This is a genomic window from Puerhibacterium puerhi (assembly GCF_009846865.1).
Taxonomy (GTDB): domain Bacteria; phylum Actinomycetota; class Actinomycetes; order Actinomycetales; family Cellulomonadaceae; genus Puerhibacterium; species Puerhibacterium puerhi.
This window is the reverse complement of record NZ_WUWN01000013.1, coordinates 16,737-41,249: the sequence shown is the minus strand read 5'-3', so window position 1 is coordinate 41,249 and position 24,513 is coordinate 16,737. Positions and strand designations below refer to the sequence as shown.

The window sequence follows — 24,513 nt, the reverse complement described above, 5'->3', positions numbered from 1 at the left end:
ACCCGGCGCCCGCGCCGCGGCAGGGCCGGGCGGGCGCGGGCCCGCCGGCGCGGGGCGGGGCGCCGACTCTCAGCGGAGGCGGCCGCGGCGCTCCCAGCAGCTGGCGTGCCAGTGCCGGCGCGACTCGAGGCCGGCGGCCTCGCCGCCGATGGCGTCGCGGGCCCACGCCACGACGTGCCGGGTGCCCGGCGGGATCTCCTGCTGGCATCCCGGGCAGCGGTACGTCTTGTCGCCCGTCACGCGCCGCACCGTCCACTCGCCGTCGGCGTCCGAGACGTGGCGGACGCCGCCGAGCGCGCGCTCGACGTCCACGGGCACGTGCTCGGTGCCGTAGGGGCGCCGGGAGGAACGTCGCGAGGAGGGCATGCCCCCATTGTCGCGCTCCCTGGGCGAGCCGCGCGGAGCCGGAAAGGTGCGCGGGACGCCCGGTCTGCACAGAGCGCGCACGCGGGGCCCAGGGGACGTCCGGCTTCGGCGGGTAGGGTGCTCGAGACCCCGACCGAAGGAACAGCAGTGAAGATCCGCATCACCGGCGCCGCGGCAGCGGTCGTCGTCAGCGCCGCACTCGTCCTGTCCGGCTGCGGCTCGGACGACGCCTCGCCCTCGGCGTCTCCGTCCGCCTCCGCCTCCGCGTCGGAGGCACCGACCCCCACCGCCGAGGACGTCGCCGCCGTCGAGTCGGTCGAGGTCTCGGGCGACGCCGGCAAGGCACCGACCGTGAAGTTCACGGCGCCGCTCACCGTCTCCACCGCCACGGTGCACGTGGTGTCCGACGGCGACGGCGCCGAGTTCGAGGACGGCCAGTCCCTGACGATCCACTCGGTGGTCTACTCGGGCGCCGACGCCAGCCAGCTCGGCGACACCTACGCCGACGACAGCGCCGAGTCGGTGCTGCTGAACGAGAACGTCATCATCCCCCAGCTCTACGAGGCGCTGTCGGGCAAGCACGTCGGTGCGCGCTTCGTCTTCGCCAACCCCACGCAGGACGCCTCGGGCAACGCGGTGACGTACGTGACGGTGGGTGAGGTGACCGACGCCCGCACCGTGCCGACCCGGGCCGAGGGCGAGGCCGTGACGCCGGCCGAGGGCCTGCCGACCGTCACGCTGGACGACTCCGGCAAGCCGAGCATCGAGATCCCCGAGGGCTACGAGGCGCCCGACGAGCTCGTCGTGCAGCCGCTCATCAAGGGCTCGGGCCCGGAGGTCGCCGCCGACCAGACCGTCACCGTGCAGTACAGCGGCTGGCTCCTCGACGGCACCCAGTTCGACTCCTCCTGGGAGCGCGGCGCCCCCACGAGCTTCGGGCTCGACCAGGTCATCCAGGGCTGGACGGACGGCCTCGCCGGCCAGACCGTCGGCTCCCAGGTGCTGCTGGTCGTCCCGGCCGACCAGGCCTACGGCGACCAGGCGAGCGGCACCATCCCGGCGAACTCCCCGCTGATCTTCGTCGTGGACATCCTCGACGCCCAGTGACGGCGCGCTGAGCCCGCGTCCGCGCCGACGCCGCGCCGCCCCACGACGGCGGGTGCCCCGAGCAGGGGCGCCCGCCGTCGTCGTCCCCGGGCCGAGCCCGGCGGCTTTCCGGATCCCCGGGCAGCGCGCGTACCGTCGGCGCATGACCTCCCCCGACACTCCCCCGGCGCCCACCGCGGCGCCCCGGCCCGCCGACCGCGAGGTGCTCACCTGGGACGTCTTCGCCGTCGCGGTGCGGGACCTGGCTCGCCAGGTCGTGGCCAGCGGCTTCGTGCCCGACGTCGTCGTGGCGGTGGCCCGCGGCGGCCTCGTGCCCGGCGGCGCCGTCGCCTACGCGCTCGGCACCAAGGGCGTGGGCACCATGAACGTCGAGTTCTACACGGACATCGGCAGGACGCTTCCCGACCCGCGCGTGCTGCCGCCGCTCATGGACACCGCCGAGCTGTCCGGCGCCAACGTGCTCGTGGTCGACGACGTCGCGGACTCCGGCCGCACCCTCCAGCTCGTCATGGAGATGCTCGACGGCCACGGGGCGCAGGTGCGCAGCGCCGTGCTGTACACCAAGCCCGCGTCGATCTTCGAGCCCGACTACTCCTGGCGCCGGACCGACCGCTGGATCACGTTCCCGTGGTCGGCCGAGCCGCCGGTCGAGGGCGCCGTCGTCGCGAAGGCCTGAGACGACGCGGCCGCGCCGGGGCGCCGGACGCGCCCCGGCGCGTCAGGCGGCCCGCGCGAACACGCCGCGGGCGACGTCCACGACGCGCTCGGGGCGCTCCTCGGGCAGGAAGTGCCCGGCGTCCTGGAAGATCTCGATCGTGAGGTCGGCGGCGTGCCCCTCGTACCCGCCCAGCAGGCGGACGTCGGAGAGCGAGTCGCCGGCCCCGAGCAGCGCGACCGTCGGCACCTCGAGCGTGCGTCCGGCGTAGGCGCCGCGCAGGACGCCGCTCAGCTCCCGCATGACCAGGTCGCGGTGAGCCGCCACCGCGGCGCGCGCCCGCACCGGCTCTCGCAGCCGCTCGAGGTAGAGCTCGACGTCCCGCGGGCCGATGGCGCCGGGGACCTTCACGTGGGTGGTGAGCAGGTGGCGCGGCAGGCGCTGCCGCCCGCGCGAGAGCAGCGACAGCCCCAGCCCGGGCACCGCGAGCAGCGGGTCGAACCAGACCTTGCGCAGCGTCGCCAGCAGCCGGGCGCTCCGTCGCAGCCACAGGTGCGGCACCGTCATGCTCACCACGCTCGCGACCCGCGTCGGGTGGTCCAGCGCCAGCCGCAGGGCGACGAGCGCCCCGCACTCGTGTCCCAGCACGTGCACGCGCCCGAGGCCGAGGCCGAGGGCGTCGAGGAGCCCCACGACGTCCGCCACCTGCGTCCCGATGTCGTACCCGTCGTCCGGCGCGTCGGTCCAGCCGCTGCCGCGCAGGTCGGGGCAGAGCACCGCGCGGTCGGTGGCCAGGAGCGGGATGACCTTGCGCCACTGCCACCAGTGCTCCGGGAAGCCGTGCAGCAGCAGGACCGGCGTGGCGTCGCTCGTCGCAGGGTCGGGGCCGGCGCGCGCGACGTGCATCCGCAGGTCGCCGACCCGGACGTCCTCGTGCCGGACGCCGTCGAGCACCGGCACGGCGGGGGCTTCGATGAGTGCCGCGGCCCCGCCCGCGCGGCTCCTGGTGGCGTCCATGCACCGACGCTACTACGTTCGTAGTGCGGTGTCTACCACATCCGTAGTGAACGCGGCGTCCCGGCGCTAGAGTGCTCGCGTGCCGTCGTCCGAAGCCCCGCCGTCGCCGGCCCCGCCGACCACCCGGGCGCGCGCTCTCGACGCCGCGATCGACCTGGTGGGCACCGCGGGCGTCCGGGCCCTCACGCACGCCCGGGTCGACGAGCGCGCGGGCCTGCCCCGCGGGTCGACGTCGAACTGGTTCCGCACCCGCGCCGCGCTGCTGGCCGGCGTCACCGACGAGCTGGCCGCCCGCGACCTCGCCGGGCTCGAGGCGGCGCCGGACCCCCGGACGCCGGACGAGCTCGTCGACGTCCTGTGCGCCTGGTTCGCCCACGCGACCGGCCCCGACCTGGTCGCCACCACCGCGCGCCTGGCAGTCTTCCTCGAGGCCAGCCACGACCCCGACCTGCGCGAGCGCGCGACCCGCGGCCGCACCGCGCTCGCCGGCTGGGCGGTGCCGGTGCTGGCGCGGCTCGGGGCCGCCGACCCCCAGGCCGCCTTCGCCGCCGTCGCGGCCGCCGCCGAGGGCCTGCTGCTGCACGCGGTGGCGCGCCGCGACCCCGCCGACCCGCGGCCCACGCTCACCTCGGCCGTCCGCGGCGCGCTGGCGGGCGCAGGCCGCGAGCGGTAGGCACGCCCTCGCCGGCGACCTCTTCCCGGGCACCCGGCACGATCTCAGAGACGGATCGCGACGCCCAGGCAGAGCACGAGCACGCCGGCCAGCAGGATGCCCCAGCGACCCACCGCCCCGGCACGGTCGCGGACCAGGGCGGGCCGCGCCGCCGCGTCCGACGGGTCGTACCAGACCGTGACCCGACGCCCGGTCCGCGGCGGTGGGAAGGTCCCCGTGGCGCCGGTGAAGCGGCGGGTCGCCCCGTGCGCGTCGACGAACTCGACGACCGGGTGCTCGAGCTGCTCGCCGGCGACCCGACGCACGGTGTCGACGACGACGCCCTCGGTGGTGGTCCCCCGCGTCGCGCGGTGGCGGCGCCGACGGGCGGCCGCGGTGATCATCGCCAGCCCGACGGCCGCGAACAGGGCCCCACCGACGATCAGGACCCACGGCACCACGTCGCCCGGGGTGGTAGCGGAGCTCATGGCGTCACCCTACGGGTGTCGGCTCAGGGCTGGCGGACGAGGTCGGCGGTGCGCGATCGCCGCGCGACGAGCCGGTTGAGGCGCTCGGACATGAGCAGCCCCAGTGCCACCAGCACGGCGAGGAACAGCGGGAAGACCCACGCGCCCGCCCAGCTCGAGAACACGCCGAACAGCGGCGGCGCGAGGGTGGAGCCCGTGTAGGCCGCGGCCATCTGGATGCCGATGATGGCCTGCGAGCTGCGGCGGCCGAAGTTCACGGGGGTGGAGTGGATGATCGCCGGGTAGATCGGTGCGCACCCGAGCCCGGCGACCACGAGCCCGGCCAGCGCCAGCACGTCGGTCGGCACGGGGAGCGCGATCAGCAGGACGCCGAGGCCGACCGTCGCGAAGCCACCCCGGATGAGCAGCTTGTCCCCGGCACGGTCGGCGACGAAGCCCGCCAGGAACCGCCCGCCGGTGATGCCCAGCAGGAAGAGCGAGGCGAACGCCGCAGCGGTCGCCGGTGCGACCCCGCGGTCCGCCACCAGGTACGTCGACGCCCACAGGATCGCGGCGCTCTCGAGCGCGCAGTAGGCGAAGAAGGCGGTCAGGACCAGGACGACGCCGGGGATCCGCAGCGCGTGGGCGAGCGGGACGTGGCCGCCGTCGGTGCGCCGGGGCTCCGCGCCGGCCCCGTCCGCGCCGTCGGCCCCGTCGTCAGTCCCGTCGTCAGTCCCGTCATCGGTCCCGTCGGCGCGCCCGGCCGGGCGGACCGGGTTCACCCTCCCCCACAGCGGGAGGCTGACGAGCAGGACGACCGTGAGGACCGCCTGGACCAGGCCGATGACGCGGTAGGCGCCGGGCCAGCCGAGGCTCGAGGTGAGGGCGTAGCTCATGACGAACGGGCTGATCGACGCGCCCAGCCCCCAGCAGCTGTGCAGCCAGTTCATGTGGCGGGCGGCGTAGTGCAGCGCCACGTAGTTGTTGAGCGCCGCGTCGACCGCACCCGCCCCCAGCCCGTAGGGGATGGCCCACAGGCACAGGAGCCAGAAGGACCCCGAGACCGAGAAGCCCACGAGGGCGGCCGCGGTCAGCCCGACGCTCACGGCGGTGACGACGCCGGCGCCGAACCGGCGCGTGACCCGCTCCGAGGCGAGGCTGGACACGATCGTGCCGCCCGCGACGATCATCGTGACGATGCCGGCGAACGCGACGGGGACACCGAGGTCCTGGTGCATCACGGGCCAGCCGGCCCCCACGAGCGAGTCCGGGAGCCCGAGGCTGACGAAGGCGATGTAGATGATCGCCAGGAGGAGCGAGTACACGGCGGTGCGGGCTGCCTTTCACGGGGCGTCGGGCACGGCGAACCGTGCCACCGTCGCCGTTGGTACGAGCGTACACAGTCCGTGGGCGTGCTCCCGGGACGCGCCCACCCGCCCGTCGCTCTTCGCAGGCCTCCTCGGGCACGCGGTCGACCCGCGTGGTTCGATGAGACGCATTTGTGGCATCCGCGACGAAGGGAGTGGACGCGTGAAGGTGGAGCCGCCGGCGGACGAGCCCGCCGTCGAGGGGATGGCGCCCATCCCGGTCCCGGGGGTCGAGACGCCCGGCGACGACGGTGACGGCGCCACCGAGCTGAACTTCGACGAGCAGTTCTACCCGGCGCGTCCGCGGTCGCTGCGTCCGCGCGCCCGCCGCAAGCTCACCTTCACCGGCGACCTGACCCCGCCGCTGCAGCCCGTCGGGACGAACAAGGCGTACGTGGAGTGGCTGGTGAACCAGTCGATGCTGGGTGACGCCACCATGATGGCGCGCCAGCTCGCCGGCCAGTCGAGCATGTGGAACAACCCGTACGCCCACCCGAACCCGCGCCGGGCCGTCGAGACGGCCCCGGTGTGGTTCACCGCCTACCCCTTGTCGCTGATCACCGGCCGGGGCCAGTCCTTCCTCAGCGCGCTCGGCTCGGACGACCTGTGGCAGGCGTTCGAGCGGATCGGGATCAAGGCCGTCCACACCGGGCCGGTGAAGATGGCCGGCGGCATCACCGGCTGGGAGCCGACGCCGAGCATCGACGGGCACTTCGACCGGATCGCGATGGCGATGGACCCGCTGTTCGGCACCGAGGACGAGTTCCGCGCGATGTGCGAGAACGCCGCCCGCCACGGCGGCACGATCATCGACGACATCGTCCCGGGGCACACCGGCAAGGGCGCGGACTTCCGGCTCGCCGAGATGAACTACCGCGACTACCCGGGGATCTACCACATGGTCGAGATCCCGGAGCACGACTGGGGGCTGCTGCCCGACGTGCCCGAGGGGCAGGACTCGGTCAACCTCGACGCCGAGACCGAGCGGAGGCTCCAGGAGGCCGGCTACATCATCGGCCAGCTGCAGCGGGTCATCTTCTACGAGCCCGGCGTCAAGGAGACGAACTGGAGCGCCACCGCTCCCGTCACGGACACCAAGGGCGGGCGCCGGCGCTGGGTGTACCTGCACTACTTCAAGGCGGGACAGCCCTCGATCAACTGGCTCGACCCCACCTTCGCCGGGATGCGGCTGGTGATGGGCGACGCCCTGCACTCCCTGCTCGACCTCGGCTCGGGCGGCCTGCGGCTGGACGCCAACGGGTTCCTCGGCGTCGAGCGCTCGGCGGAGGAGTCGCCGGCCTGGTCGGAGGGCCACCCGCTGTCCGAGGCGGCCAACCAGCTGATCGGCTCCATGGTGCGCAAGGTCGGGGGCTTCACGTTCCAGGAGCTCAACCTGACGATGGACGCCATCAAGGCGACCTCGGAGGCCGGCCCCGACCTGTCCTACGACTTCGTCACCCGGCCCGCCTACCACCACGCCCTGGCCACCGGCGACACGGAGTTCCTGCGGCTGGTGCTGCGGGAGGGGATCAGGACCGGCATCGACCAGGCGTCCCTGGTGCACGCCCTGCAGAACCACGACGAGCTCACCTACGAGCTGGTGCACTTCGCGACCACCCACAGCGAGGACGTGTACACCCTCGGCGGGGTCGAGATGGCCGGGGCGGACCTCGCCGAGCACGTGCGCGAGACGCTGCGGCGCCGGCTGACCGGGGAGGCCGGGCCGTACAACGCCGTCTTCACGCAGAACGGCATCGCCTGCACCACCGCGTCGGTGATCACCGCCGCCCTCGGGATCACCGACCTCGAGGCGATGAGCGCCGAGGACGTCGAGCGGGTCCGGTCGGCGCACCTGCTGCTGGCGAAGTACAACGCCTGGCAGCCGGGCGTCTTCGCCCTCTCGGGCTGGGACCTGTGCGGCGCGCTCCCGCTCCCCCGCGACCAGGTCAAGAGCCTCGTCCGCACCGGTGACACCCGCTGGCTGGAGCGCGGTGCGCACGACCTGATGGGGTGGAACCCCGACACGCACCAGTCCGCCTCGGGGATGCCGCGCGCGACCTCGCTGTACGGCACCCTGCCCGAGCAGCTGAGCGACCCCCGGTCGTTCGTCTCCCGGCTGGCCGAGCTGCTGGCCGTGCGCGAGTCGGCCGGGATCGCGACCGGCACGCTGCTGGACGTGCCCGACGGCAGCCACGCCGCGATGCTGGTGCTCGTCAACCGGCTCGCCGACGGCACGCTGCAGGTGACCGTCCTGAACTTCGGCGAGGAGGAGCTGCGCGGCACCGTGATGTCGCAGGCGCTGCCGGCGGGGTCGCGCGTCGTGGACCTGTCCACCGACGAGGTCGTGGCGCACGTCGACGAGCTGGGCAGCTTCCGCGTCTCCCTGGGACCGTTCGGCGGCCTGGCCCTCGTCGTCCACGAGGACGCGGGCGCCCCGGCGGCCGGCTGACCGGGACCGCCGCGCCGGCAGGGCCCTCGGGCGCCGGCACGGCGCGTGGCGGCAGCGGTAGCGTCCGGCGACTCACCGGCTGCCGCGACGCGCCACGAGCAGCGTGGCGTCGTCGGCGGACCGGGCGTCGCGGGCGCGGCGCACCACGCTGTCGAGGTCGCTGTCCGGCCCCGACGCGAACGCCCTGGCCAACCGGGCGAGGCCCAGGCGGATCGACTCGCCCCGGCGCTCGATCAGGCCGTCGCTGTACAGGACGAGCGCTCCGCCCTCGGGGACGTGCAGCCGCGTCGCCCCCGGCACCGTCCGCGCGACGCCCAGCGGCGGCCGCGAGGCCCGCGGGCCCCAGGTGGTGGTGCCGTCCGGGTTGACGACGAGCACGGGCGGGTGGCCGAGCGAGACGAGCTCGGCGTCGCCCGTGGCCGGGTCGACGAGCACGACGCACAGCGTCGCGACCTCCCTGGGCAGCGTCCAGCGCGCCGTCTCGCGCAGCGTCTCCACCGCCTCGTGCGCCGACCCGCCCGTCACCAGGCCGGCGCGCAGCGCCGTGCGCAGCTGGCCCATCGTGGCGGCTGCCTGCACGCCGTGCCCCGTCACGTCGCCCACGACGAGCGCGACCCGGCCCGACGGGAGGCGCAGGGCGTCGTACCAGTCACCGCCGACGAGGCCGGTGCCGGCGATCTCGTAGCGGGCCTCGATGGACCACCCGTCCACCTCGGGCAGGTCGGCGGGCAGCAGGCTGCGCTGCAGCTCGCCGGTGGCACGAAGCTCCCGCCGGCCGCGCACGTAGAGCGACTCCATGAGGTGACCGCGCAGCGCGGCAGCGCTCTCCACCTGCAGCTCGGTCCAGGGCGACGCCGTCCCGTCCGGGCCCGGCGAGCGCACCCAGACCAGCACCTGCCGCTCCGGCAGGGTGATGCCCATGACGCTGCGCACGCCGGGCGCCTCGGCGGCCACGCGCGGGGCGTCGGCCGCCAGGTCGTCGGTGTGCACGACGTCCTCGCCGACGTCGGCGACCCAGTCCAGGAGCGCGAGCTGCGCCGCGTCGTCGGCGGGGACGTCCCCGACGAACGTCACGCGGTCCTCGGCCCGCACGATCGCGCCGTCCGCGCGCACCAGGCGCCGCGTCCAGCCGGCACGCGTGATCGCCACGCCGAGCGGCACCGACTCGTCGCGGGACTCGGCGGCCAGGTGCGCCAGCACGCGCTCGACGCGCCACTGGTCCGTGTTCAGCCTCGCGATGCCCTGCACGCCGTGCGCCCGCGGGCGGGCCTGCTCCACCAGCGCGTGCAGCAGGTTGTCCACGTGCGTGCGCAGGGCGGGGTCCGAGCCGCCGCGGGCGGCCTCGTCGAACCCCTCGAGGACACGGCGCGCGAGATCGCCCGGCACGTCCACCGAGATCCACGCCGACCCCGGGTCAGACGTCTCCGACAAGATCACCGCCAGCCCCCTTCCCGGAACAGCGGGCTCACGCTATCGCATGCCTGTTCGACCGGCTGCCCGACGGGCACGTCCGCCCGCCGGACGGCGAGCCGGGCACGAGGAGCGCCTGGAGACCCGGAGGTCCCGGCAGCTGTCCGGGCGGCCGGTGAGGCGCGGAATCTCACCGATTCTGCGCGAGGCCGATGGCGTCGTGCCGTCCGCGTGCCGCACGTGCGGCGATCGCCGTGCAGCGAGCCGGCCATGAGCTGGGACCCGGTGGCGCGGCAGGCCCACGCTGCGTCCTCGCGGCCCCGAGGGTCCCGCCACGCCGGGCCAGTCGCGCGAGCACAAGGCCAGGGACCGCGAGCGGCGACACCTCGGTGCGCCCTTCTGCGAGCGGGTCGCACGCGGCGTGGTGAGGCACCGGTACCGTGCGGACGCGGCGGAGATCCTCGTCGTGGGCGCTGGTATCGGTGGGCTGTTTGCGTCGCGCCTTCTGGCGCGGGCCGGCCATGACGTCACCGTGGTCGAGCGCAGCCCGGAGGCGCCACGGCCGGGCGCGGGGCTGGTCCTCTCCGACGCGGCGTTGCGCCGCTTGTCCGACGCCGGTGTCCCGGTCGCCGCGATCTCCAGTCCGCTGGCCGGGCTCCACGTCACCGGACCTGACGGTCGGTCCCGCGGCGGGGCGAGGCACCGGTCGGCCCTGGCCCGGGCCGAGCTCGTCACCGCGCTGACCGACGGGTTGGGCCGCATGGTCGATCTCCGCTTCGACACGGCCCTGCACGCGGTCCGACAGGACGCTCGAGCCGTGCACTGCCGCGTCGGTGACCGGGACCGGTCGTTCGACTTCCTGGTCGCCGCCGACGGCATCCGCTCCACCGTGCGCAGTGCCCTGGCACCGCACGTGCCGCTGCGCTCAGCCGGTCAGGTGTGCTGGCGCGGGATCGTGCCGGAGCGCTTCGGTGAGGCGGCGACCGAGCTGTGGACCGGCCGAGAACGGATCGGCATCGTCCCCCTGACCGACGCCCGCAGCTACGTGTTCGTCGTCCGGGATGCCGCGACCGCCGGCGACGACCTGGTGCCCGTGGACAGGGTTCCCGACCGCGACGCGGCCGCGGTGCAGGCACTGCGCGACCTACCCGCCGACGCCCTCCTGCGCCACGAGCTGTGGGAGCTGGACCGGCCGGTGTGGGGTGCGTCGCGGGTGGCGCTGCTCGGGGACGCCGCCCATGCCATGACACCCAACACCGGGCTGGGCGCCGCGCTGGCCGTCGAGGACGCCGCCGTGCTCAGCGCGACGTTGCACAACGGACTCGCTGGAGCGGTCGACCGTTACCGACGCTCGCGTGGGGTCCGAGCCCGTGCCGCCCAGCTGGCCTCCCGGGTCATCGGGACGTTTGCCCACAGCCGGCACCCTGCCGCCGACCGCCTGCGACGGGCGATGCAGCTGCAGCACAGCGTCTGACAACCGGACCGACGAACCTCTCCGGCTGCTCACGCAGCGGCGTGCCGTGCAGCGCCCGGCAGCGCCGCCGCCCCGGGGCCCGCACCGACGCGGCGAGCCGACCTCAGCCGGCACGTCAGGCGTCGGCGCCGCGCGGAGGGTGCCGCCCGGGGCGGTGGGGGTGGTCGACGTGGCGTAGGTGATCTCGCCAGGTCGGCCCCGGAGGCGGAGCACCTCCGCCGGACACTCCCCGGTGCTGCCGGACCCGTGCGGGACACGGGTGTCGAGGTCGACGACCGCGCCGGGGCGGAGCGCCAGGTCCTGATCGTCGTGGAGCAGGCGCAGGCGGCCGGACAGGGCGTCGAGGCACTCGTACCCGTCGCACGAGCGAGGCCTGGGGCGACACCGGCCCGTCGGGGTGACCACGCGGGAACGCCGGTGTGCACAGGTTGCGGAGACGCGCTCTGGGCACCGCCCGCTCGACGACGCTGGGCTTCAGCGCCTCCGAGGGGCCTCGGATACGCCCAAGGCCCCTCGGATCGTCCAGCCACGAACCTGCTGACGGCTCAGAAGTCCCAGTCGTCGTCGGTGGTGTCGACGGCCTTGCCGATCACGTACGACGAGCCGGAGCCCGAGAAGAAGTCGTGGTTCTCGTCGGCGTTCGGGCTCAGGGCGGCCAGGATCGCCGGGTTGACGTCCGTCTCGTCCTTGGGGAACAGCGGCTCGTAGCCGAGGTTCATCAGCGCCTTGTTGGCGTTGTAGCGCAGGAACTTCTTGACGTCCTCGGTGAGCCCGAGCTCGCCGTACAGCGCCTCGGTGTACTCGACCTCGTTCTCGTACAGCTCGAAGAGCAGCTCGAACGTGTAGGCCTTGAGCTCGTCCTGCTCCGCCTGGCTGACCAGCTGCAGCCCCTTCTGGAACTTGTAGCCGATGTAGTACCCGTGGACGGCCTCGTCGCGGATGATCAGGCGGATGAGGTCGGCAGTGTTCGTCAGCTTGGCCCGGCTCGACCAGTACATCGGCGCATAGAAGCCCGAGTAGAACAGGAACGACTCGAGCATCGTCGAGGCGACCTTGCGCTTCAGCGGGTCGTCGCCGCGGTAGTAGTCGAGGACGATCTCGGCCTTGCGCTGCAGGTTCGGGTTGTTCTCCGACCACTCGAAGGCCTGGTCGATCTCGCGGGTGGAGATCAGGGTCGAGAAGATCGACGAGTAGCTCTTCGCGTGCACCGACTCCATGAACGCGATGTTGGTGTACACCGCCTCCTCGTGCGGCGTCAGCGCGTCTGGGATGAGCGAGACCGCGCCCACGGTGCCCTGGATCGTGTCGAGCAGCGTCAGGCCGGTGAACACGCGGGTGGTCATGAGCTTCTCGGCCTCGGACAGCGTCGCCCACGACTGGATGTCGTTGGACACCGGCACCTTCTCCGGCAGCCAGAAGTTGCCGACCAGACGGTCCCAGACCTCGAGGTCCTTCTCGTCCTCGAGGCGGTTCCAGTTGATCGCGGTGACGCGGTCGATGAGCTTGAGCTTGCCCGTGGGTGACATGGTCCCTGTGTGCTTTCGACGTGGGGCGGAAGGTGGAGTGTCGACGACGGCCGACCGGCGACGGCCGCAGGGGTGCGGCCGCCGCCGACCCGTCGTCAGGCGTGGGGGCGGGTCAGAGCATGCAGCTGACGCAGTTCTCGACCTCGGTGCCCTCGAGGGCCATCTGCCGCAGGCGGATGTAGTAGAGCGTCTTGATGCCCTTGCGCCAGGCGTAGATCTGCGCCTTGTTGACGTCGCGGGTGGTGACCGTGTCCGGGAAGAACAGCGTCAGCGACAACCCCTGGTCGACGTGCTGCGTCGCCGCGGCGTAGGTGTCGATGATCTTCTCGTAGCCGATCTCGTACGCGTCCTGGTAGTACTCCAGGTTGTCGTTCGTCATGTAGGGCGCCGGGTAGTACACGCGCCCGAGCTTGCCCTCCTTGCGGATCTCGACCTTCGCCGGGACCGGGTGGATCGAGGACGTGGAGTTGTTGATGTAGCTGATCGAGCCCGTCGGCGGCACGGCCTGCAGGTTCTGGTTGTAGATGCCGTGCTCCATGACCGAGGCCTTGAGCGCACGCCAGTCGTCCTGCGTCGGGATGTGGACGCCGGCGTCGGCGAACAGCTGTGCCACGCGGGCCGTGGCCGGCTTCCACTCCTGCTCGGTGTACTTGTCGAAGTACTCGCCCGTGGCGTACTTCGAGTCCTCGAACCCGCCGAACGCCCGGCCGCGCTCGATGGCGAGCCGGTTGGAGGCGGCGATGGCGTGGTAGGCCACCGTGTAGAAGTAGATGTTCGTGAAGTCGATGCCCTCGTCGGACCCGTAGTAGATCCGCTCGCGCGCCAGGTAGCCGTGCAGGTTCATCTGGCCCAGGCCGATGGCGTGGCCCATCTCGTTGGCCTTCTTCACCGGCGGCACCGACTCGATGCTCGACTGGTCCGACACGGCGGTCAGAGCGCGGATCGCGGTGTCGATGGTCTTGCCGAAGTCGGCGGAGTCCATCGCCTTGGCGATGTTGAGCGAGCCGAGGTTGCAGGAGATGTCGCGGCCGACCTCGTCGTACGACAGGTCCTCGTTGAGCGTCGACGGCGTGGAGACCTGGAGGATCTCGGAGCACAGGTTCGAGTGGGTGATGCGGCCCTTGATCGGGTTCGCCCGGTTCACCGTGTCCTCGAACATGATGTACGGGTAGCCCGACTCGAACTGCAGCTCGGCCAGCGTCTGGAAGAAGTCGCGGGCGTTGATCGTCGTCTTGCGGATCCGGTCGTCCGCGACCATCTCGTCGTACTTCTCCGACACGGAGATGTCGGCGAACGGCTGGCCGTAGACGCGCTCGACGTCGTACGGGCTGAACAGGTGCATCTCCTTGTTCTGCTTCGCCAGCTCGAACGTGATGTCCGGGATGACGACGCCCAGGGAGAGCGTCTTGATGCGGATCTTCTCGTCGGCGTTCTCGCGCTTGGTGTCGAGGAACCGCAGGATGTCCGGGTGGTGCGCGTGCAGGTACACCGCACCGGCGCCCTGGCGCGCGCCGAGCTGGTTGGCGTAGCTGAACGAGTCCTCGAGCAGCTTCATCACGGGGATGACGCCGGACGACTGGTTCTGGATCTGCTTGATCGGCGCGCCGTACTCGCGGATGTTGCTCAGGAGCAGGGCCACGCCGCCGCCGCGCTTGGACAGCTGCAGGGCGGAGTTGATGCCGCGCGCGATGGACTCCATGTTGTCCTCGATGCGCAGCAGGAAGCAGGAGACGAACTCGCCGCGCTGCTTCTTGCCCACGTTGAGGAACGTCGGCGTCGCGGGCTGGAAGCGGCCGGTGACGACCTCCTCGACGATGTCACGGGCGAGCTGCTCGTCGCCGTCGGCCAGGCCGAGCGCGACCATGCTCACGCGGTCCTCGAAGCGCTCCAGGTACTTCTTGCCGTCGAACGTCTTGAGCGTGTACGAGGTGTAGTACTTGAACGCGCCGAGGAACGTGTCGAAGCGGAACTTGTGCGAGTACGCGAGCTGGAACAGCTCCTTGACGAAGGCCGGCGAGTACTTCTCCAGGACCTCGCGCTCGTAGTACTCGTTCTCGACGAGGTAGCGCAGCTTGTCCTCGAGGGTGTCGAACTCGATGGTGTTCGGGTTGACGTGCTGCAGGAAGTACTGGCGCGCGGCCTCGCGGTCCTTGTCGAACTGGATCTTCCCGTCCGGACCGTAGAGGTTCAGCATCGCGTTGAGCGCGTGGTAGTCCATCTGCAGGTTCTGGACCGCCACCGGCTCGCCCACGGCGGCCGGCGTCTCGCTCACGCCGAGATCAGAGACTGTCGTTGCCAAAATCGTCCCAATCCGCCGCGGACGCGCGTCACGTCCTCGGCTGTCCCCAGGAGTTCGAAGGCGTACAGGTAGGGCACCTGGCACTTCGCCGAGATGATGTCGCCGGCGATGCAGTACGCAGCGCCGAAGTTGGTGTTGCCCGCGGCGATGACGCCGCGGATGAACGAGCGGTTGTGCGCGTCGTTGAGGAACTTGACCACCTGCCGCGGCACGGACCCGCCCTCGTTGCCCCCGCCGTAGGTGGGCACCATGAGCACGTAGGGCTCGTCGACGGTCAGGAAGCCGTCCGCGGGGCGCAGCGGGATGCGGTGGACCGCCATGCCCAGCTCCTCGAGGCCGAGGCGCTGGACGAAGCGGTGCGTGTTCTCCGACACGCTGGAGAAGTAGACGAGAGCTGCCATGTCACCCTCTCCTGACACGCATCCCGGGTGCGTGCCGGGCACGCGCGGACTCGTGGTGGCGGCCCCAGGGCCGCGGCGCTCGCGCGGAGCGCGGGGGCCGGGCCCGCAGGCCCGGCCCGCGGTCGTCAGGCCGTGGCGGCCTGGCGGGCGAGGGCGCCGATCTTGTCCGGGCGGAAGCCCGACCAGTGGTCGCCGTCGGCGACCACGACCGGCGCCTGCAGGTAGCCGAGGCCACGGACCATCTCCAGCGCCTCGGCGTCCTGCGTGATGTCGACGACCGTGTACTCGACGCCCTTCTTGTCGAGGGCACGGTAGGTCGCGTCGCACTGCACGCAGGCCGGCTTGCTGTAGACCGTGACGCTCATGTCCGTCTCCCTGTCTGAGCCCCTCGCGGGCGCTGGTCGGTGGTCGTCTCCTGGCCTCTCCCCCGGCTCCGGCCGGGCCCGGCGAGGGCGGCGGCGCGGGGCCGCGGGAGGAACGACGGCCGTGAAACTACAGTGATGTGGTTCGCGGAAGGGCCTGGTGGCCCCTCAGGACTCAGACACTACACCTAGTGCCTGGGGCGGGGACAGCAACGACATGTTGTGGTCGCCGCGTGTCGCGCACTCGTTGTCGAGACATGCTTCATCGTCCCACCGGCCTCCGACACGCCCCCCGTCCCGTCCCGCCGTCGGCGCGCCCGCCGACCGGACGCCGCGCCGTCCACCGCGCCGCGCACCGCCGCCGCCCCGGTGTGCACAGGGCACGCCGGCGCCCGGCCGCGGCGCCGCGCGGATCGGCCTCCGTCGTCCACAGCCCGTGCACGATCGGGGTCCACAGGGTGTGGGCCGTCCGGGAAGGCTCGCGGCGCAGCCCCCGGGGCCCGCCGGCGGGCCCCGGCGCCCTGGCGCACGGACGGCCCGGTGCCCCCTCGCGGGGTGCTCCGGGCCGTCCGGTGGTGCGAAAGATCACCCGCTCGGCGTCGCCGCGGCGGGCGACCTCACGCCTGCGGGTCCACCTCCGTCACCGCCGGCAGGAGGCCGGTGGCGGCCAGGCGGCGGTACCAGTGTGCGGAGTCCTTCCACGTGCGCTCGAGCGTGTCGTAGTCGACGTGCAGCAGCCCGAAGCGTCGGGAGTACCCGTAGCCCCACTCGAAGTTGTCCATCAGCGACCAGGCGAAGTAGCCGCGCACGTCGGCACCGGCGTCGCGGGCGTCGGCGACGGCTGCGACGTGGTCGTGCAGGTAGGCCACGCGCCGCGGGTCGTGCACCCGCCGCACGCCGTCCTCGACGGTCACCTCGTCGTCGAACGCGGCGCCGTTCTCCGTGACCATCAGCGGCACGTCGGGGTACCGCCTGGCCAGCGAGACCAGCAGGTCCGACATGCCCGTGGCGTCGATGCCCCAGCCCATGGCCGTGCGCTCACCGGGCACCTGGACGAACTCCACGTCCTGCACGCCGATCCACGGGGTGTGCTTCGACGCGCCGTGCCCGTCGTCCTCGGAGCGCTCGCCCGTGCCGTCGAAGAGCCGCACGGTGACCGGCGAGTAGTAGTTCACGCCCAGCACGCTGATCGGCTGGCGGACCAGCTCCAGGTCGCCGGGCTGGACGAACGACCAGTCGCTGACCGACTCCGTGGTGTCCAGCAGGTCCTGCGGGTAGGCGCCCTCGAGCATCGGGCCGAGGAACGCCCCGTTGGCCAGCGCCTCGATCCGCCGCACCGCGAGCGCGTCGCGGTCCGGGTCCTCCGGGCGCACCACGTGCAGGTTGAGCGTCACCGAGGTGCGCGCGTCCTGCCCCAGCACGTCGCGGACCGCGGCCGAGGCCAGCCCGTGAGCCAGGTTGAGGTGGTGCACCGCGCGCAGGGCCGCCTCCGGCTCCGTGCGGCCCGGGGCGTGCACGCCCGAGCCGTAGCCCAGGTAGGCCGAGCACCACGGCTCGTTCAGCGTCGTCCAGGTGTCCACCCGCTCGCCCAGCTCGCGCGCCATGTGCCGGGCGTACTCGGCGAACGCGTACGCGGTCTCGCGGTTGGCCCAGCCGCCGGCGTCCTCGAGCTCCTGCGGCAGGTCCCAGTGGTACAGCGTCACCACCGGGCGGATGCCGCGCTCGCGCAGCGCGTCGAGCAGGCGCGCGTAGAACGCCACGCCCTCGGCGTTGAGCTCCCCGCGCCCGCCCGGCTGCACCCGCGGCCACGAGATCGACAGCCGGTAGGCGTCCATCCCGAGGCGCACCAGGTGGTCCACGTCCTCCTCCCACCGGTGGTAGTGGTCGTCGGCCACGTCCCCGGTGTCGCCGCCGAGCGTCCGGCCCGGCGTGTGCGAGTACGTGTCCCAGATGGACGGGCCGCGGCCGCCCTCGGCGGCCGCGCCCTCGATCTGGTAGGCGGCGGTGGCCGTGCCCCAGACGAAGTCGTCGGGAAACGTGCGGCCCGCGGCCGCGCCCTGAGCCTGTGTCGGCGCGCTCACGCGACCACCACCCGCAGCTCGCCGGCGCCGGTCGCCCGGGCCTGCCGGCCGCCGAGCTCGACGCCCCACTCCCCCGGCGCGTCCGTCGTCGTCACGACGACGGCGTCCGCCGTCCGCCGCACCCGGAACGTCGCGTCCTCGCCTGTCCCACCCGGCACCGTGACCACCTCGTCGTGTCCCTCGGGCAGCTCGAAGCAGCGCAGCGTCACGCCGTCCGCCCAGTCGTACTCCGGCGCGTCGTCCCGCGCGCCGACCGGCAGGACCGTACCCGGCCGCACCAGCACCGGCAGCGACGTGAAGCCGTGCTCCTCCGTGACCCAGCGCGGGCCCGTCACCGTGGCCGCGTGCGAGCCCTCGGCGTCGTCGACCAGCCGCGTCCACGTGCCCTCCGGCACGTAGTACTCGACCGTACCGTCCGGGGTGAACACCGGGGCCACGAGCAGCGCGTCGCCGAGCATGTACTGCATGTCCAACGGCTGCGCCCCGCGGTCGCCGGGGAACTCCAGCACCATCGGGCGCATCATCGGCACGCCCACGCGGTGCGCCTCGTCGGCCAGCCGGCCCAGGTACGGCATGAGCGACAGCTTCAGGTGCGTGAACTCGCGCGTGACGTCGACGGCCTCGTCGTCGAACGCCCACGGCACCCGGTAGGAGCCCGAGCCGTGCAGCCGCGAGTGGCTCGACAGCAGGCCGAACGCCAGCCACCGCTTGAACACCCCGGGGTCGGGCGTGCCCTCGAAGCCGCCGATGTCGTGGCTCCAGTACCCGAAGCCGGACATCGCCAGCGACAGCCCGCCGCGCAGCGACTCCGCCATGGAGGCGTACGTCGAGTCGCAGTCGCCGCCCCAGTGCACCGGGAACTGCTGGCCGCCGGCCGTGGCCGAGCGGGCGAACAGCACCGCTTCGCCGGTGCCGCGCTTGCGCTCCAGCAGCCGGAAGACCGCCTCGTTGTACAGGTGCGCGTAGTAGTTGTGCATCTTGCGCGGGTCCGAGCCGTCGTGCCAGACGACGTCGTCCACCGGGATGCGCTCGCCGAAGTCGGTCTTGAACGCGTCGACGCCCTGGTCGAGCAGGCGCTCGAGGTGGCCCAGGTACCACTGCGTGGCCTCGGGGTTGGTGAAGTCCACCAGGCCCATGCCGGCCTGCCACATGTCCCACTGCCACACGCCGCCGTCGGTGGTGCGCACCAGGTAGCCCTTGGCGGCGCCCTCGGCGAACAGCGGCGAGCGCTGGCCGATGTACGGGTTGATCCACACGCACACCTTCAGGCCCCGGTCGTGCAGGCGGGCCAGCATGCCCTCCGGGTCGGGGAACGTGCGCGGGTCCCACTCGAAGTCGCACCACTGGTACTCGCGCATCCAGAAGCAGTCGAAGTGGAAGACACTCAGCGGCAGGTCGCGCTCGGCCATCCCGTCGATGAAGCTCGTGACGGTCGCCTCGTCGTAGCTGGTGGTGAACGACGTCGACAGCCACAGGCCGAACGACCAGCCGGGCACCTTCGCGGGGCGGCCGGTCAGCGCGGTGTACCGGCGCAGCACGTCCTTGGGCGTCGGGCCGCCCACGAGGTAGTAGCGCAGGGACTGGCCCTCGACCGAGAACTGCACGCGCGTGTTGACCTCGGAGGCCACCTCGAGCGAGACCTTCTCCGGGTGGGCGACGAACACGCCGTAGCCCTTGCTCGTGACGTAGAACGGCACGTTCTTGTAGGCCTGCTCGCTGGAGGTGCCGCCGTCCTCGTTCCACACGTCGACCACCTGGCCGTTCTTGACGAACGGCCCGAACCGCTCGCCCAGCCCGTAGACGTGCTCGGCCGGGTCGAGCGTGAGCTGCTCGTGCACCCAGGACGTACCCTGCTGCGGGCCCGACTCGGCGGTCATCACGCCCACCGACTTCGGCAGGCTCGAGGTCAGCAGGCGGCCGTCCTGCTCGAAGTCCACGCGCCAGCGCCCGCCGCGGTGCACCCGCACGGTCAGCCCGCCGGTCTCCAGCACGCCGGCCGACTCGTCGACCTTGACCACGGGCCGGAAGCCCTCGGAACCGGCGACCGCGAAGGCCGGGCCGGACGCCGCCGCGCCGGCGTGGTGCGTGACGTCCACCGCCACGACGCCCGGCATCGGCGACGAGTACGTCACCGTCACCATCGGCCGGTTGAGCGTGTCGCCACGGCCGCGGATCACCGCGGTCGGCGCGTACACCGTCATGGTGCCGGCGGCCTCGTCGACGCGGACGTCGTCGACCTCCACGGCGTAGAGCGGACTGATGCCACGGCGGGTCTGCCAGTAGCCGTCGGTGAACTTCATGCGTCACCCTCTCGGGTCTCGTCGGTGAGGAATGCTGCGGTCACGCCGGCCCGGTCACTTCACGGAGCCGGCGGTGACGCCGCGGGTCAGCGTGCGCTGGAAGATGAGGAAGAAGACCAGCGCGGGCAGCAGGGAGATCAGCGCGCCGGCGTTCGTCGTCGGGGCGTCCATCATGCGGTCGCCCTGCAGGGACGCGAGCGCGATCGGCACCGTCTGGGTGTCGCCGGTGGTCAGCATCACCAGCGGGATGAAGAACTCGTTCCACGTCCAGATGAAGAAGAAGATCATCAGCACGCCGAGCGTGGGGCGCACGATCGGGAACACGACCCGCCACAGGATCCGCCAGCGGCCGGCGCCGTCGAGCGCCGCCGCCTCGAGCAGCGCGGGCGGGAACGTGCCCAGCACCGAGGCCAGCAGGTACGTGCCGAACGCCGACTGGATGACGGTGAAGATGATGATCACCGACCACGGCGAGTTCGACAGGCCGACCTTCTGCGCCATGTCGAACAGCGGGTAGATCAGCGCCTCCTGCGGCAGCATGTTGGCCAGCAGGAACAGCGTGACGATCCACAGCCGGCCCTTGATGCGCCCGACGCCGATCGCGTAGGCGTTCAGCAGCGACAGCAGCGTGCCGAGCACGGCCACCACGCCGGAGATGAAGAACGAGTTCCACAGCTTGACCGGGAACTCGGTGCGCTCCCAGAAGTTGACGACGCCGTCGAGGTACAGGTGGCTGGGCAGGCTGAGCGGGCCGTCCTGGGAGTACTCCTGCGGCGACTTCAGCGCGTTGAGCACCATGATGACGAACGGCGCCAGGATGACCAGGGCGACGACGACGGCCGCGGACAGGACGAACCAGCGCGCGACACCGCGGCGGTGCCGCTCGTCCTGGCGCGAGGCGCGGACCTTCTTCGGTGCGGACGGCGCCGTGGTCGACGCGGGTGCGGTGAGCGTGGACATCAGCGCCCCTCCTCCTCGCGCCGCTGGGCGCGGTTCTGCAGGCCGAGGATGACGACGGCCACGACGATGATCACGAGCGTCAGCACCGTCGCGACGGCGGCGCCGTAGCCGACCTTCGACTTGTCGAAGAAGTTCAGATACGAGTAGTAGCTCGGCACGAGGGTCGAGCTCTCGGGGCCGCCGCGGGTCAGCACGTAGATCGGGCCGAACACCTTGAGCGCCGCCACGGTGCAGGTGAGCGTCACGACGAACGTCTCGGGGCGGATCTGCGGCAGCGTGATCGCGCGGAAGCGCCGCCACCAGCCGGCGCCGTCGAGCTCGGCGGCCTCGTACAGCTCCGGGTCCACCCGCTGCAGGGCGGACATGAAGATGACCACCGGGTAGCCGATCTGCACCCACACCAGCACGGCGGCCACGGTCGGCAGGGCGGTGGACGTGTCGCCCAGCCAGTTCGGCGGGCTGTCCACGCCCAGGCCACGCAGGATCACGTTGAGCGCGCCGGTCTGGGAGTTGAGGATCCAGTTCCACAGCACGCCGGCGACCGCCACGGGCAGGATCTGCGGCAGGTAGTAGGTGGCGCGCAGCACGGCGGCCACCCGGCCGCCGAACCGGCGCCCGAGGTAGTCGAACAGCACGGCAGCGAGCACGAGGCCGATGAGCGTGGGCGCCACGACCATCGCGGCGATCATCGCCACCGAGTTGGTGAACGACGTCCAGAACGCGGTGTCCTGCATCAGCTCGGCGTAGTTGCCGAGGCCCACCCACTGCAGCGGGGACATGCCGCCGCGCCACGAGAAGAGGCTGATGTAGACGTTGGTGACGAACGGGTAGCCGATCACGACGACGAACGCGACGGCTCCGGGGATCAGGTACGGCAGGTAGGGCACCCACGCCGGGCGGCGGCGTCGGCGCTGACGGGACACGGGGCGGGCCTCGGGTCCGGTCTCGGGTCGGACTTCGACCTGTGCGGTCATCTCCAGCTCCTCGGTGACGGGCCGGCGTGCGGCGGCCTGCGGCAGGGACCGGGCGGGGGCGGCCGGCGTCGGCCGCCCCCGCGGGCGGTCAGCTGCCGGTCAGGTCGGACCTGCCGTCGACGTAGGCGGACTCGAGCCCGTCGAGCACCTCGGCAGGCGCCTTCGACTGGTTCACCAGCGACTGCAGCTGGCTGACGACGACGTCGTAGTAGCCGGGCACCGGCCAGTCGGGGTAGAACGCCAGGCCGTCCTCGTCGAGGATCGCCTGGAAGTTCTCGGTGAGCTGCTTGGTGCGCTCGTCGGTGATCGTCGAGGCGTCACCGGCGACGGGCAGGCCGCCGGTCTCGGCGAGGATGTTCTGGACCTCCGGGCGCAGCGTGATGTCGATGAACTCCTCGGCCAGCGACTTCGAGTCGGCGTTGGCCGGGACGACCCAGAGGTTGCCGGACGAGCCCGGGTGCAGCGCGTTGCCGGGGAAGTTGAACTGGCCCCAGTCGTCCTGCATCTCGGCGACGAGGCGGCCGAACCACCACGAGCCGGAGACCATGATCGGGTAGGTGCCGTTGATGAACGACACGCCCATGTCCTCGGCGGTCAGCGCCGCCGAGTCGGGGGCGATGTAGCCCGCCTTGATCCACTCGTCGAGCTTCTCGGTGGCGGCCGTCATCTCCGGGCCGTGGAAGTCCACGTCGCCGTCGAACAGCTGGTACTGGTCGACGAGGCTGCGGTCGGAGTTGGCGAGCACCAGCTCGTACCACAGCTGGCCCAGCGGGTACTCGGAGCCCGCCTCGGCCAGCGGCGTGATGCCGGCGTCCCTGAACGTCTGCAGCGCGGCCTCGAACTCCTCGAGGGTCGTGGGGACCTCGACGCCGTGCTCGGCGAACATCGCCTTGTTGTAGTACACCTGCACGAACTCGCCGTAGTTGGGCACGCCGTACCACTCGCCGGAGCCCATGAGGCCGTTCTCGTCGTAGGTCGCGGTGGTCTGCAGCGAGCCGGGGAGCTTGTCGGCCCAGCCCTTCTCCTCGGCGACGTCCGTGAGCGGCGCGAGCAGGCCCTGCGCGGCGAGCTGGCCCGCGGTGGCGTTGCCCTTGTTGTACTCCATGACGTCCGGCACGTCGTCGCCGGTGAGCACGATCTTGGCGTTCTTCTGGATCTGCTCGAACGTCTGCTTCTCGACGACGACGTCGACGTCCGGGTGCTCGTCCTCGAAGATCTCGATGGCCCGGGCCCAGGCCTGGCCCATCGCGGAGTCGTCGTTCTCGTAGTGCCAGATCGTCAGCGTCTTGTCGTCGGTGTCGCCACCGCCGGCGGCGTCACCGCCGCTCGTACCTCCGCCGACGCACGCCGTCAGGGCGAGCGGCAGCACCGCCAGGGCGGCGATCATCGAGCCCTTGCGGGTTCGCTTCATCGCGGGTCCTCCTCGTCGAGTCCCGGCCGATGGCCGGGTTGCCCGGGCTCGTGGCCCGGGCGGGGTGGACGCGACCCGTCGTCGGGCCGCGCTGGTGCGTCAGGACGACGCGGTATCGCCGTCGACGGCGCTCCCCGGGCCGTCGCGGTGAGTGCGGGGCGTCGCGCCCGGGGCGGGCGCGACGCTGCCCCCGGGCTCGAGGGCGCACGGGATCAGCACGTCCGGCGTCGCGGGGCGGCCGGCGTCGACGAGCGACAGGAGCTTCAGGACGCCGAGGCGTCCGAGCTCCGCGCCCGGGGCGTGCAGGGTGGTCAGGGGCGGGTTGGTCATCTCGCCGACGCCCGGCGACGTGACGATCGACAGGATCGACATCTGGCTCGGCACGTCGATGCGCCGCGACTGCAGCTCCACCATCACGCCGAAGGTCGCGATCTCGTTCATCGTCACCAGCGCGGTCAGCTCCGGGTCGCGCTCGAGCAGCTCGGCGGCTGCCGCGCGGCCGCCGCGGGGCGACTCGTCGCTGTGCACGACGACCGGCGCCAGGCCGCGGCTGCGCATCGCCGCCTCGTAGCCCTCCTGGGCCCGGAAGGTGGGCGCGTAGCCGGACTCCCGGCTGGCGAGGGAGTGGTTGACGAAGCCGATGCGGCGGTGGCCGAGGCCCACGAGGTGGGCGACGGCGTCCTCGGTGGTCTGCTCGAAGTCGATGTCCACGCTCGGGCGTCCCTCGACGTCCCGGGTGCGGCCGATCATCGTGTAGGGGATGCCGGCCTCCTGCAGCGTGTCCACCCGCGCGTCGTCGAGCGCGACCTCCATGAGCAGGACGCCGGCCGCCATCCCCTGGCGGACCAGGTCGCGGATCTCCGGGGCCTGGGTGGTCCGGAAGGGCCACAGCACCAGGTGGTAGCCGTTCTCCCGGGCGGTGACCGCCGCGGCGTCGACGAACTCGGCGACGGTGCCACCGAGCCCGCGCTCCATCGCCGGGTAGATCAGGGCGAGCACGTTGCTGCGCCGCGAGGCCAGCCCGCGCGCCATGGCGTTCGGCTGGTAGCCGAGCTCGGCCATGGCCTCCTCGATGCGCCGGCGCGTGTCCGCCGAGACGGGGCGCGTGCCCGAGAGGGCGTAGGAGACCGTGCTCAGCGAGACCTGCGCGCGCCGCGCCACGTCCTGCATCGTCGCCATCCGGTCACCTCCCCGTGATCGGCGCACCTGGCGGTGCGCTGCGCCCGCCGCCGCTC

The 24,513-nt window shown here is 72.5% G+C and carries 20 protein-coding genes; 5 read left to right on the top strand and 15 right to left on the bottom strand.

The annotated features are described in order from the left end of the window. Positions 1-69: 69 nt before the first annotated feature. Complete coding sequence (locus GSF02_RS09205; protein WP_159794998.1) at positions 70-366, bottom strand: hypothetical protein; 297 nt, start codon at positions 364-366, stop codon at positions 70-72. A 147-nt stretch (positions 367-513) separates the two neighbouring features. Here GSF02_RS09205 and GSF02_RS09200 point away from each other — a divergent pair, with 147 nt between their 5' ends. Together GSF02_RS09200 and GSF02_RS09195 are read left to right on the top strand one after the other, a co-directional pair. Further along, complete coding sequence (locus tag GSF02_RS09200; RefSeq protein ID WP_159794995.1) at positions 514-1,473, top strand: FKBP-type peptidyl-prolyl cis-trans isomerase; 960 nt, start codon at positions 514-516, stop codon at positions 1,471-1,473. A 142-nt stretch (positions 1,474-1,615) separates the two neighbouring features. Then, positions 1,616-2,149, top strand: coding sequence for a phosphoribosyltransferase (locus GSF02_RS09195; RefSeq protein WP_159794992.1), 534 nt, complete (start codon positions 1,616-1,618; stop codon positions 2,147-2,149). 42 nt (positions 2,150-2,191) lie between these two features. Here GSF02_RS09195 and GSF02_RS09190 read toward each other — a convergent pair whose 3' ends face one another. Further along, a complete protein-coding gene (locus GSF02_RS09190; protein ID WP_159794989.1) occupies positions 2,192-3,145 on the bottom strand; it encodes an alpha/beta fold hydrolase in 954 nt (317 codons plus the stop codon). Positions 3,146-3,224: 79 nt separating this feature from the next. Between GSF02_RS09190 and GSF02_RS09185 the strand changes: the two genes are divergently transcribed. Beyond that, positions 3,225-3,818, top strand: a complete 594-nt coding sequence (locus GSF02_RS09185; protein ID WP_159794986.1) for a TetR/AcrR family transcriptional regulator — start codon at positions 3,225-3,227, stop codon at positions 3,816-3,818. Between the two features lie 44 nt (positions 3,819-3,862). Here GSF02_RS09185 and GSF02_RS09180 read toward each other — a convergent pair whose 3' ends face one another. Further along, positions 3,863-4,285: a DUF3592 domain-containing protein gene (locus GSF02_RS09180; RefSeq protein ID WP_159794983.1), complete on the bottom strand. Its 423-nt coding sequence runs from the start codon at positions 4,283-4,285 to the stop codon at positions 3,863-3,865. 23 nt (positions 4,286-4,308) lie between these two features. Then, complete coding sequence (locus GSF02_RS09175; RefSeq protein ID WP_159794980.1) at positions 4,309-5,589, bottom strand: MFS transporter; 1,281 nt, start codon at positions 5,587-5,589, stop codon at positions 4,309-4,311. Between the two features lie 247 nt (positions 5,590-5,836). On the opposite strand from GSF02_RS09175, the gene treS reads away from it, so the two are divergent. Beyond that, on the top strand, positions 5,837-8,080 hold the full coding sequence (gene treS / locus GSF02_RS09170; RefSeq protein ID WP_159795085.1) for a maltose alpha-D-glucosyltransferase: 2,244 nt from the start codon (positions 5,837-5,839) through the stop codon (positions 8,078-8,080). 72 nt (positions 8,081-8,152) lie between these two features. Here treS and GSF02_RS09165 read toward each other — a convergent pair whose 3' ends face one another. Beyond that, on the bottom strand, positions 8,153-9,517 hold the full coding sequence (locus tag GSF02_RS09165) for a PP2C family protein-serine/threonine phosphatase (RefSeq protein WP_159794977.1): 1,365 nt from the start codon (positions 9,515-9,517) through the stop codon (positions 8,153-8,155). A gap of 394 nt (positions 9,518-9,911) precedes the next feature. Between GSF02_RS09165 and GSF02_RS09160 the strand changes: the two genes are divergently transcribed. After that, positions 9,912-10,964, top strand: a complete 1,053-nt coding sequence (locus tag GSF02_RS09160) for an FAD-dependent monooxygenase (RefSeq protein ID WP_328799013.1) — start codon at positions 9,912-9,914, stop codon at positions 10,962-10,964. 545 nt (positions 10,965-11,509) lie between these two features. Here GSF02_RS09160 and nrdF read toward each other — a convergent pair. The 10 genes from nrdF to GSF02_RS09110 form a co-directional block, all read right to left on the bottom strand. Beyond that, complete coding sequence (gene nrdF, locus GSF02_RS09155; RefSeq protein WP_159794971.1) at positions 11,510-12,490, bottom strand: class 1b ribonucleoside-diphosphate reductase subunit beta; 981 nt, start codon at positions 12,488-12,490, stop codon at positions 11,510-11,512. A 112-nt stretch (positions 12,491-12,602) separates the two neighbouring features. After that, the gene (nrdE, locus tag GSF02_RS09150; protein ID WP_159795083.1) at positions 12,603-14,708 is read right to left on the bottom strand and encodes a class 1b ribonucleoside-diphosphate reductase subunit alpha; all 2,106 of its coding nucleotides are present in this window, start codon (positions 14,706-14,708) and stop codon (positions 12,603-12,605) included. A 50-nt stretch (positions 14,709-14,758) separates the two neighbouring features. Continuing rightward, positions 14,759-15,190 carry a class Ib ribonucleoside-diphosphate reductase assembly flavoprotein NrdI gene (nrdI, locus tag GSF02_RS09145; protein WP_159794968.1) on the bottom strand — a complete coding sequence of 144 codons (432 nt, stop codon included), beginning with the start codon at positions 15,188-15,190 and terminating at the stop codon, positions 14,759-14,761. Between the two features lie 125 nt (positions 15,191-15,315). Continuing rightward, positions 15,316-15,555 carry a glutaredoxin-like protein NrdH gene (nrdH, locus tag GSF02_RS09140; RefSeq protein ID WP_159794965.1) on the bottom strand — a complete coding sequence of 80 codons (240 nt, stop codon included), beginning with the start codon at positions 15,553-15,555 and terminating at the stop codon, positions 15,316-15,318. Between the two features lie 614 nt (positions 15,556-16,169). Next, positions 16,170-17,633 carry a GH1 family beta-glucosidase gene (locus tag GSF02_RS09135; protein WP_159794962.1) on the bottom strand — a complete coding sequence of 488 codons (1,464 nt, stop codon included), beginning with the start codon at positions 17,631-17,633 and terminating at the stop codon, positions 16,170-16,172. Next, positions 17,630-19,933: an alpha-xylosidase gene (yicI, locus tag GSF02_RS09130; protein ID WP_159794959.1), complete on the bottom strand. Its 2,304-nt coding sequence runs from the start codon at positions 19,931-19,933 to the stop codon at positions 17,630-17,632. Before yicI ends, GSF02_RS09135 begins: the two co-directional genes overlap by 4 nt. A 54-nt stretch (positions 19,934-19,987) precedes the next feature. Further along, complete coding sequence (locus GSF02_RS09125) at positions 19,988-20,893, bottom strand: carbohydrate ABC transporter permease (RefSeq protein WP_159794956.1); 906 nt, start codon at positions 20,891-20,893, stop codon at positions 19,988-19,990. Beyond that, entirely contained in the window at positions 20,893-21,867 is a 975-nt protein-coding gene (locus GSF02_RS09120) for a carbohydrate ABC transporter permease (protein WP_159794953.1), read from the bottom strand. Before GSF02_RS09120 ends, GSF02_RS09125 begins: the two co-directional genes overlap by 1 nt. Before the next feature lie 88 nt (positions 21,868-21,955). Next, positions 21,956-23,278: an ABC transporter substrate-binding protein gene (locus tag GSF02_RS09115; protein ID WP_159794950.1), complete on the bottom strand. Its 1,323-nt coding sequence runs from the start codon at positions 23,276-23,278 to the stop codon at positions 21,956-21,958. A gap of 99 nt (positions 23,279-23,377) precedes the next feature. Then, entirely contained in the window at positions 23,378-24,457 is a 1,080-nt protein-coding gene (locus tag GSF02_RS09110) for a LacI family DNA-binding transcriptional regulator (protein WP_159794947.1), read from the bottom strand. Positions 24,458-24,513: the final 56 nt, after the last annotated feature.

Coding starts and splice junctions, on each gene's coding strand:
- GSF02_RS09205 (WP_159794998.1), bottom strand. CDS start 366: ATGCCCTCCTCGCGACGTTCCTCCCGGCGCCCCTACGGCACCGAGCAC.
- GSF02_RS09195 (WP_159794992.1), top strand. CDS start 1,616: ATGACCTCCCCCGACACTCCCCCGGCGCCCACCGCGGCGCCCCGGCCC.
- GSF02_RS09190 (WP_159794989.1), bottom strand. CDS start 3,145: ATGGACGCCACCAGGAGCCGCGCGGGCGGGGCCGCGGCACTCATCGAA.
- GSF02_RS09180 (WP_159794983.1), bottom strand. CDS start 4,285: ATGAGCTCCGCTACCACCCCGGGCGACGTGGTGCCGTGGGTCCTGATC.
- treS (WP_159795085.1), top strand. CDS start 5,837: ATGGCGCCCATCCCGGTCCCGGGGGTCGAGACGCCCGGCGACGACGGT.
- nrdF (WP_159794971.1), bottom strand. CDS start 12,490: ATGTCACCCACGGGCAAGCTCAAGCTCATCGACCGCGTCACCGCGATC.
- nrdE (WP_159795083.1), bottom strand. CDS start 14,708: ATGGACTACCACGCGCTCAACGCGATGCTGAACCTCTACGGTCCGGAC.
- nrdI (WP_159794968.1), bottom strand. CDS start 15,190: ATGGCAGCTCTCGTCTACTTCTCCAGCGTGTCGGAGAACACGCACCGC.
- nrdH (WP_159794965.1), bottom strand. CDS start 15,555: ATGAGCGTCACGGTCTACAGCAAGCCGGCCTGCGTGCAGTGCGACGCG.
- yicI (WP_159794959.1), bottom strand. CDS start 19,933: ATGAAGTTCACCGACGGCTACTGGCAGACCCGCCGTGGCATCAGTCCG.
- GSF02_RS09125 (WP_159794956.1), bottom strand. CDS start 20,893: ATGTCCACGCTCACCGCACCCGCGTCGACCACGGCGCCGTCCGCACCG.
- GSF02_RS09120 (WP_159794953.1), bottom strand. CDS start 21,867: ATGACCGCACAGGTCGAAGTCCGACCCGAGACCGGACCCGAGGCCCGC.
- GSF02_RS09115 (WP_159794950.1), bottom strand. CDS start 23,278: ATGAAGCGAACCCGCAAGGGCTCGATGATCGCCGCCCTGGCGGTGCTG.
- GSF02_RS09110 (WP_159794947.1), bottom strand. CDS start 24,457: ATGGCGACGATGCAGGACGTGGCGCGGCGCGCGCAGGTCTCGCTGAGC.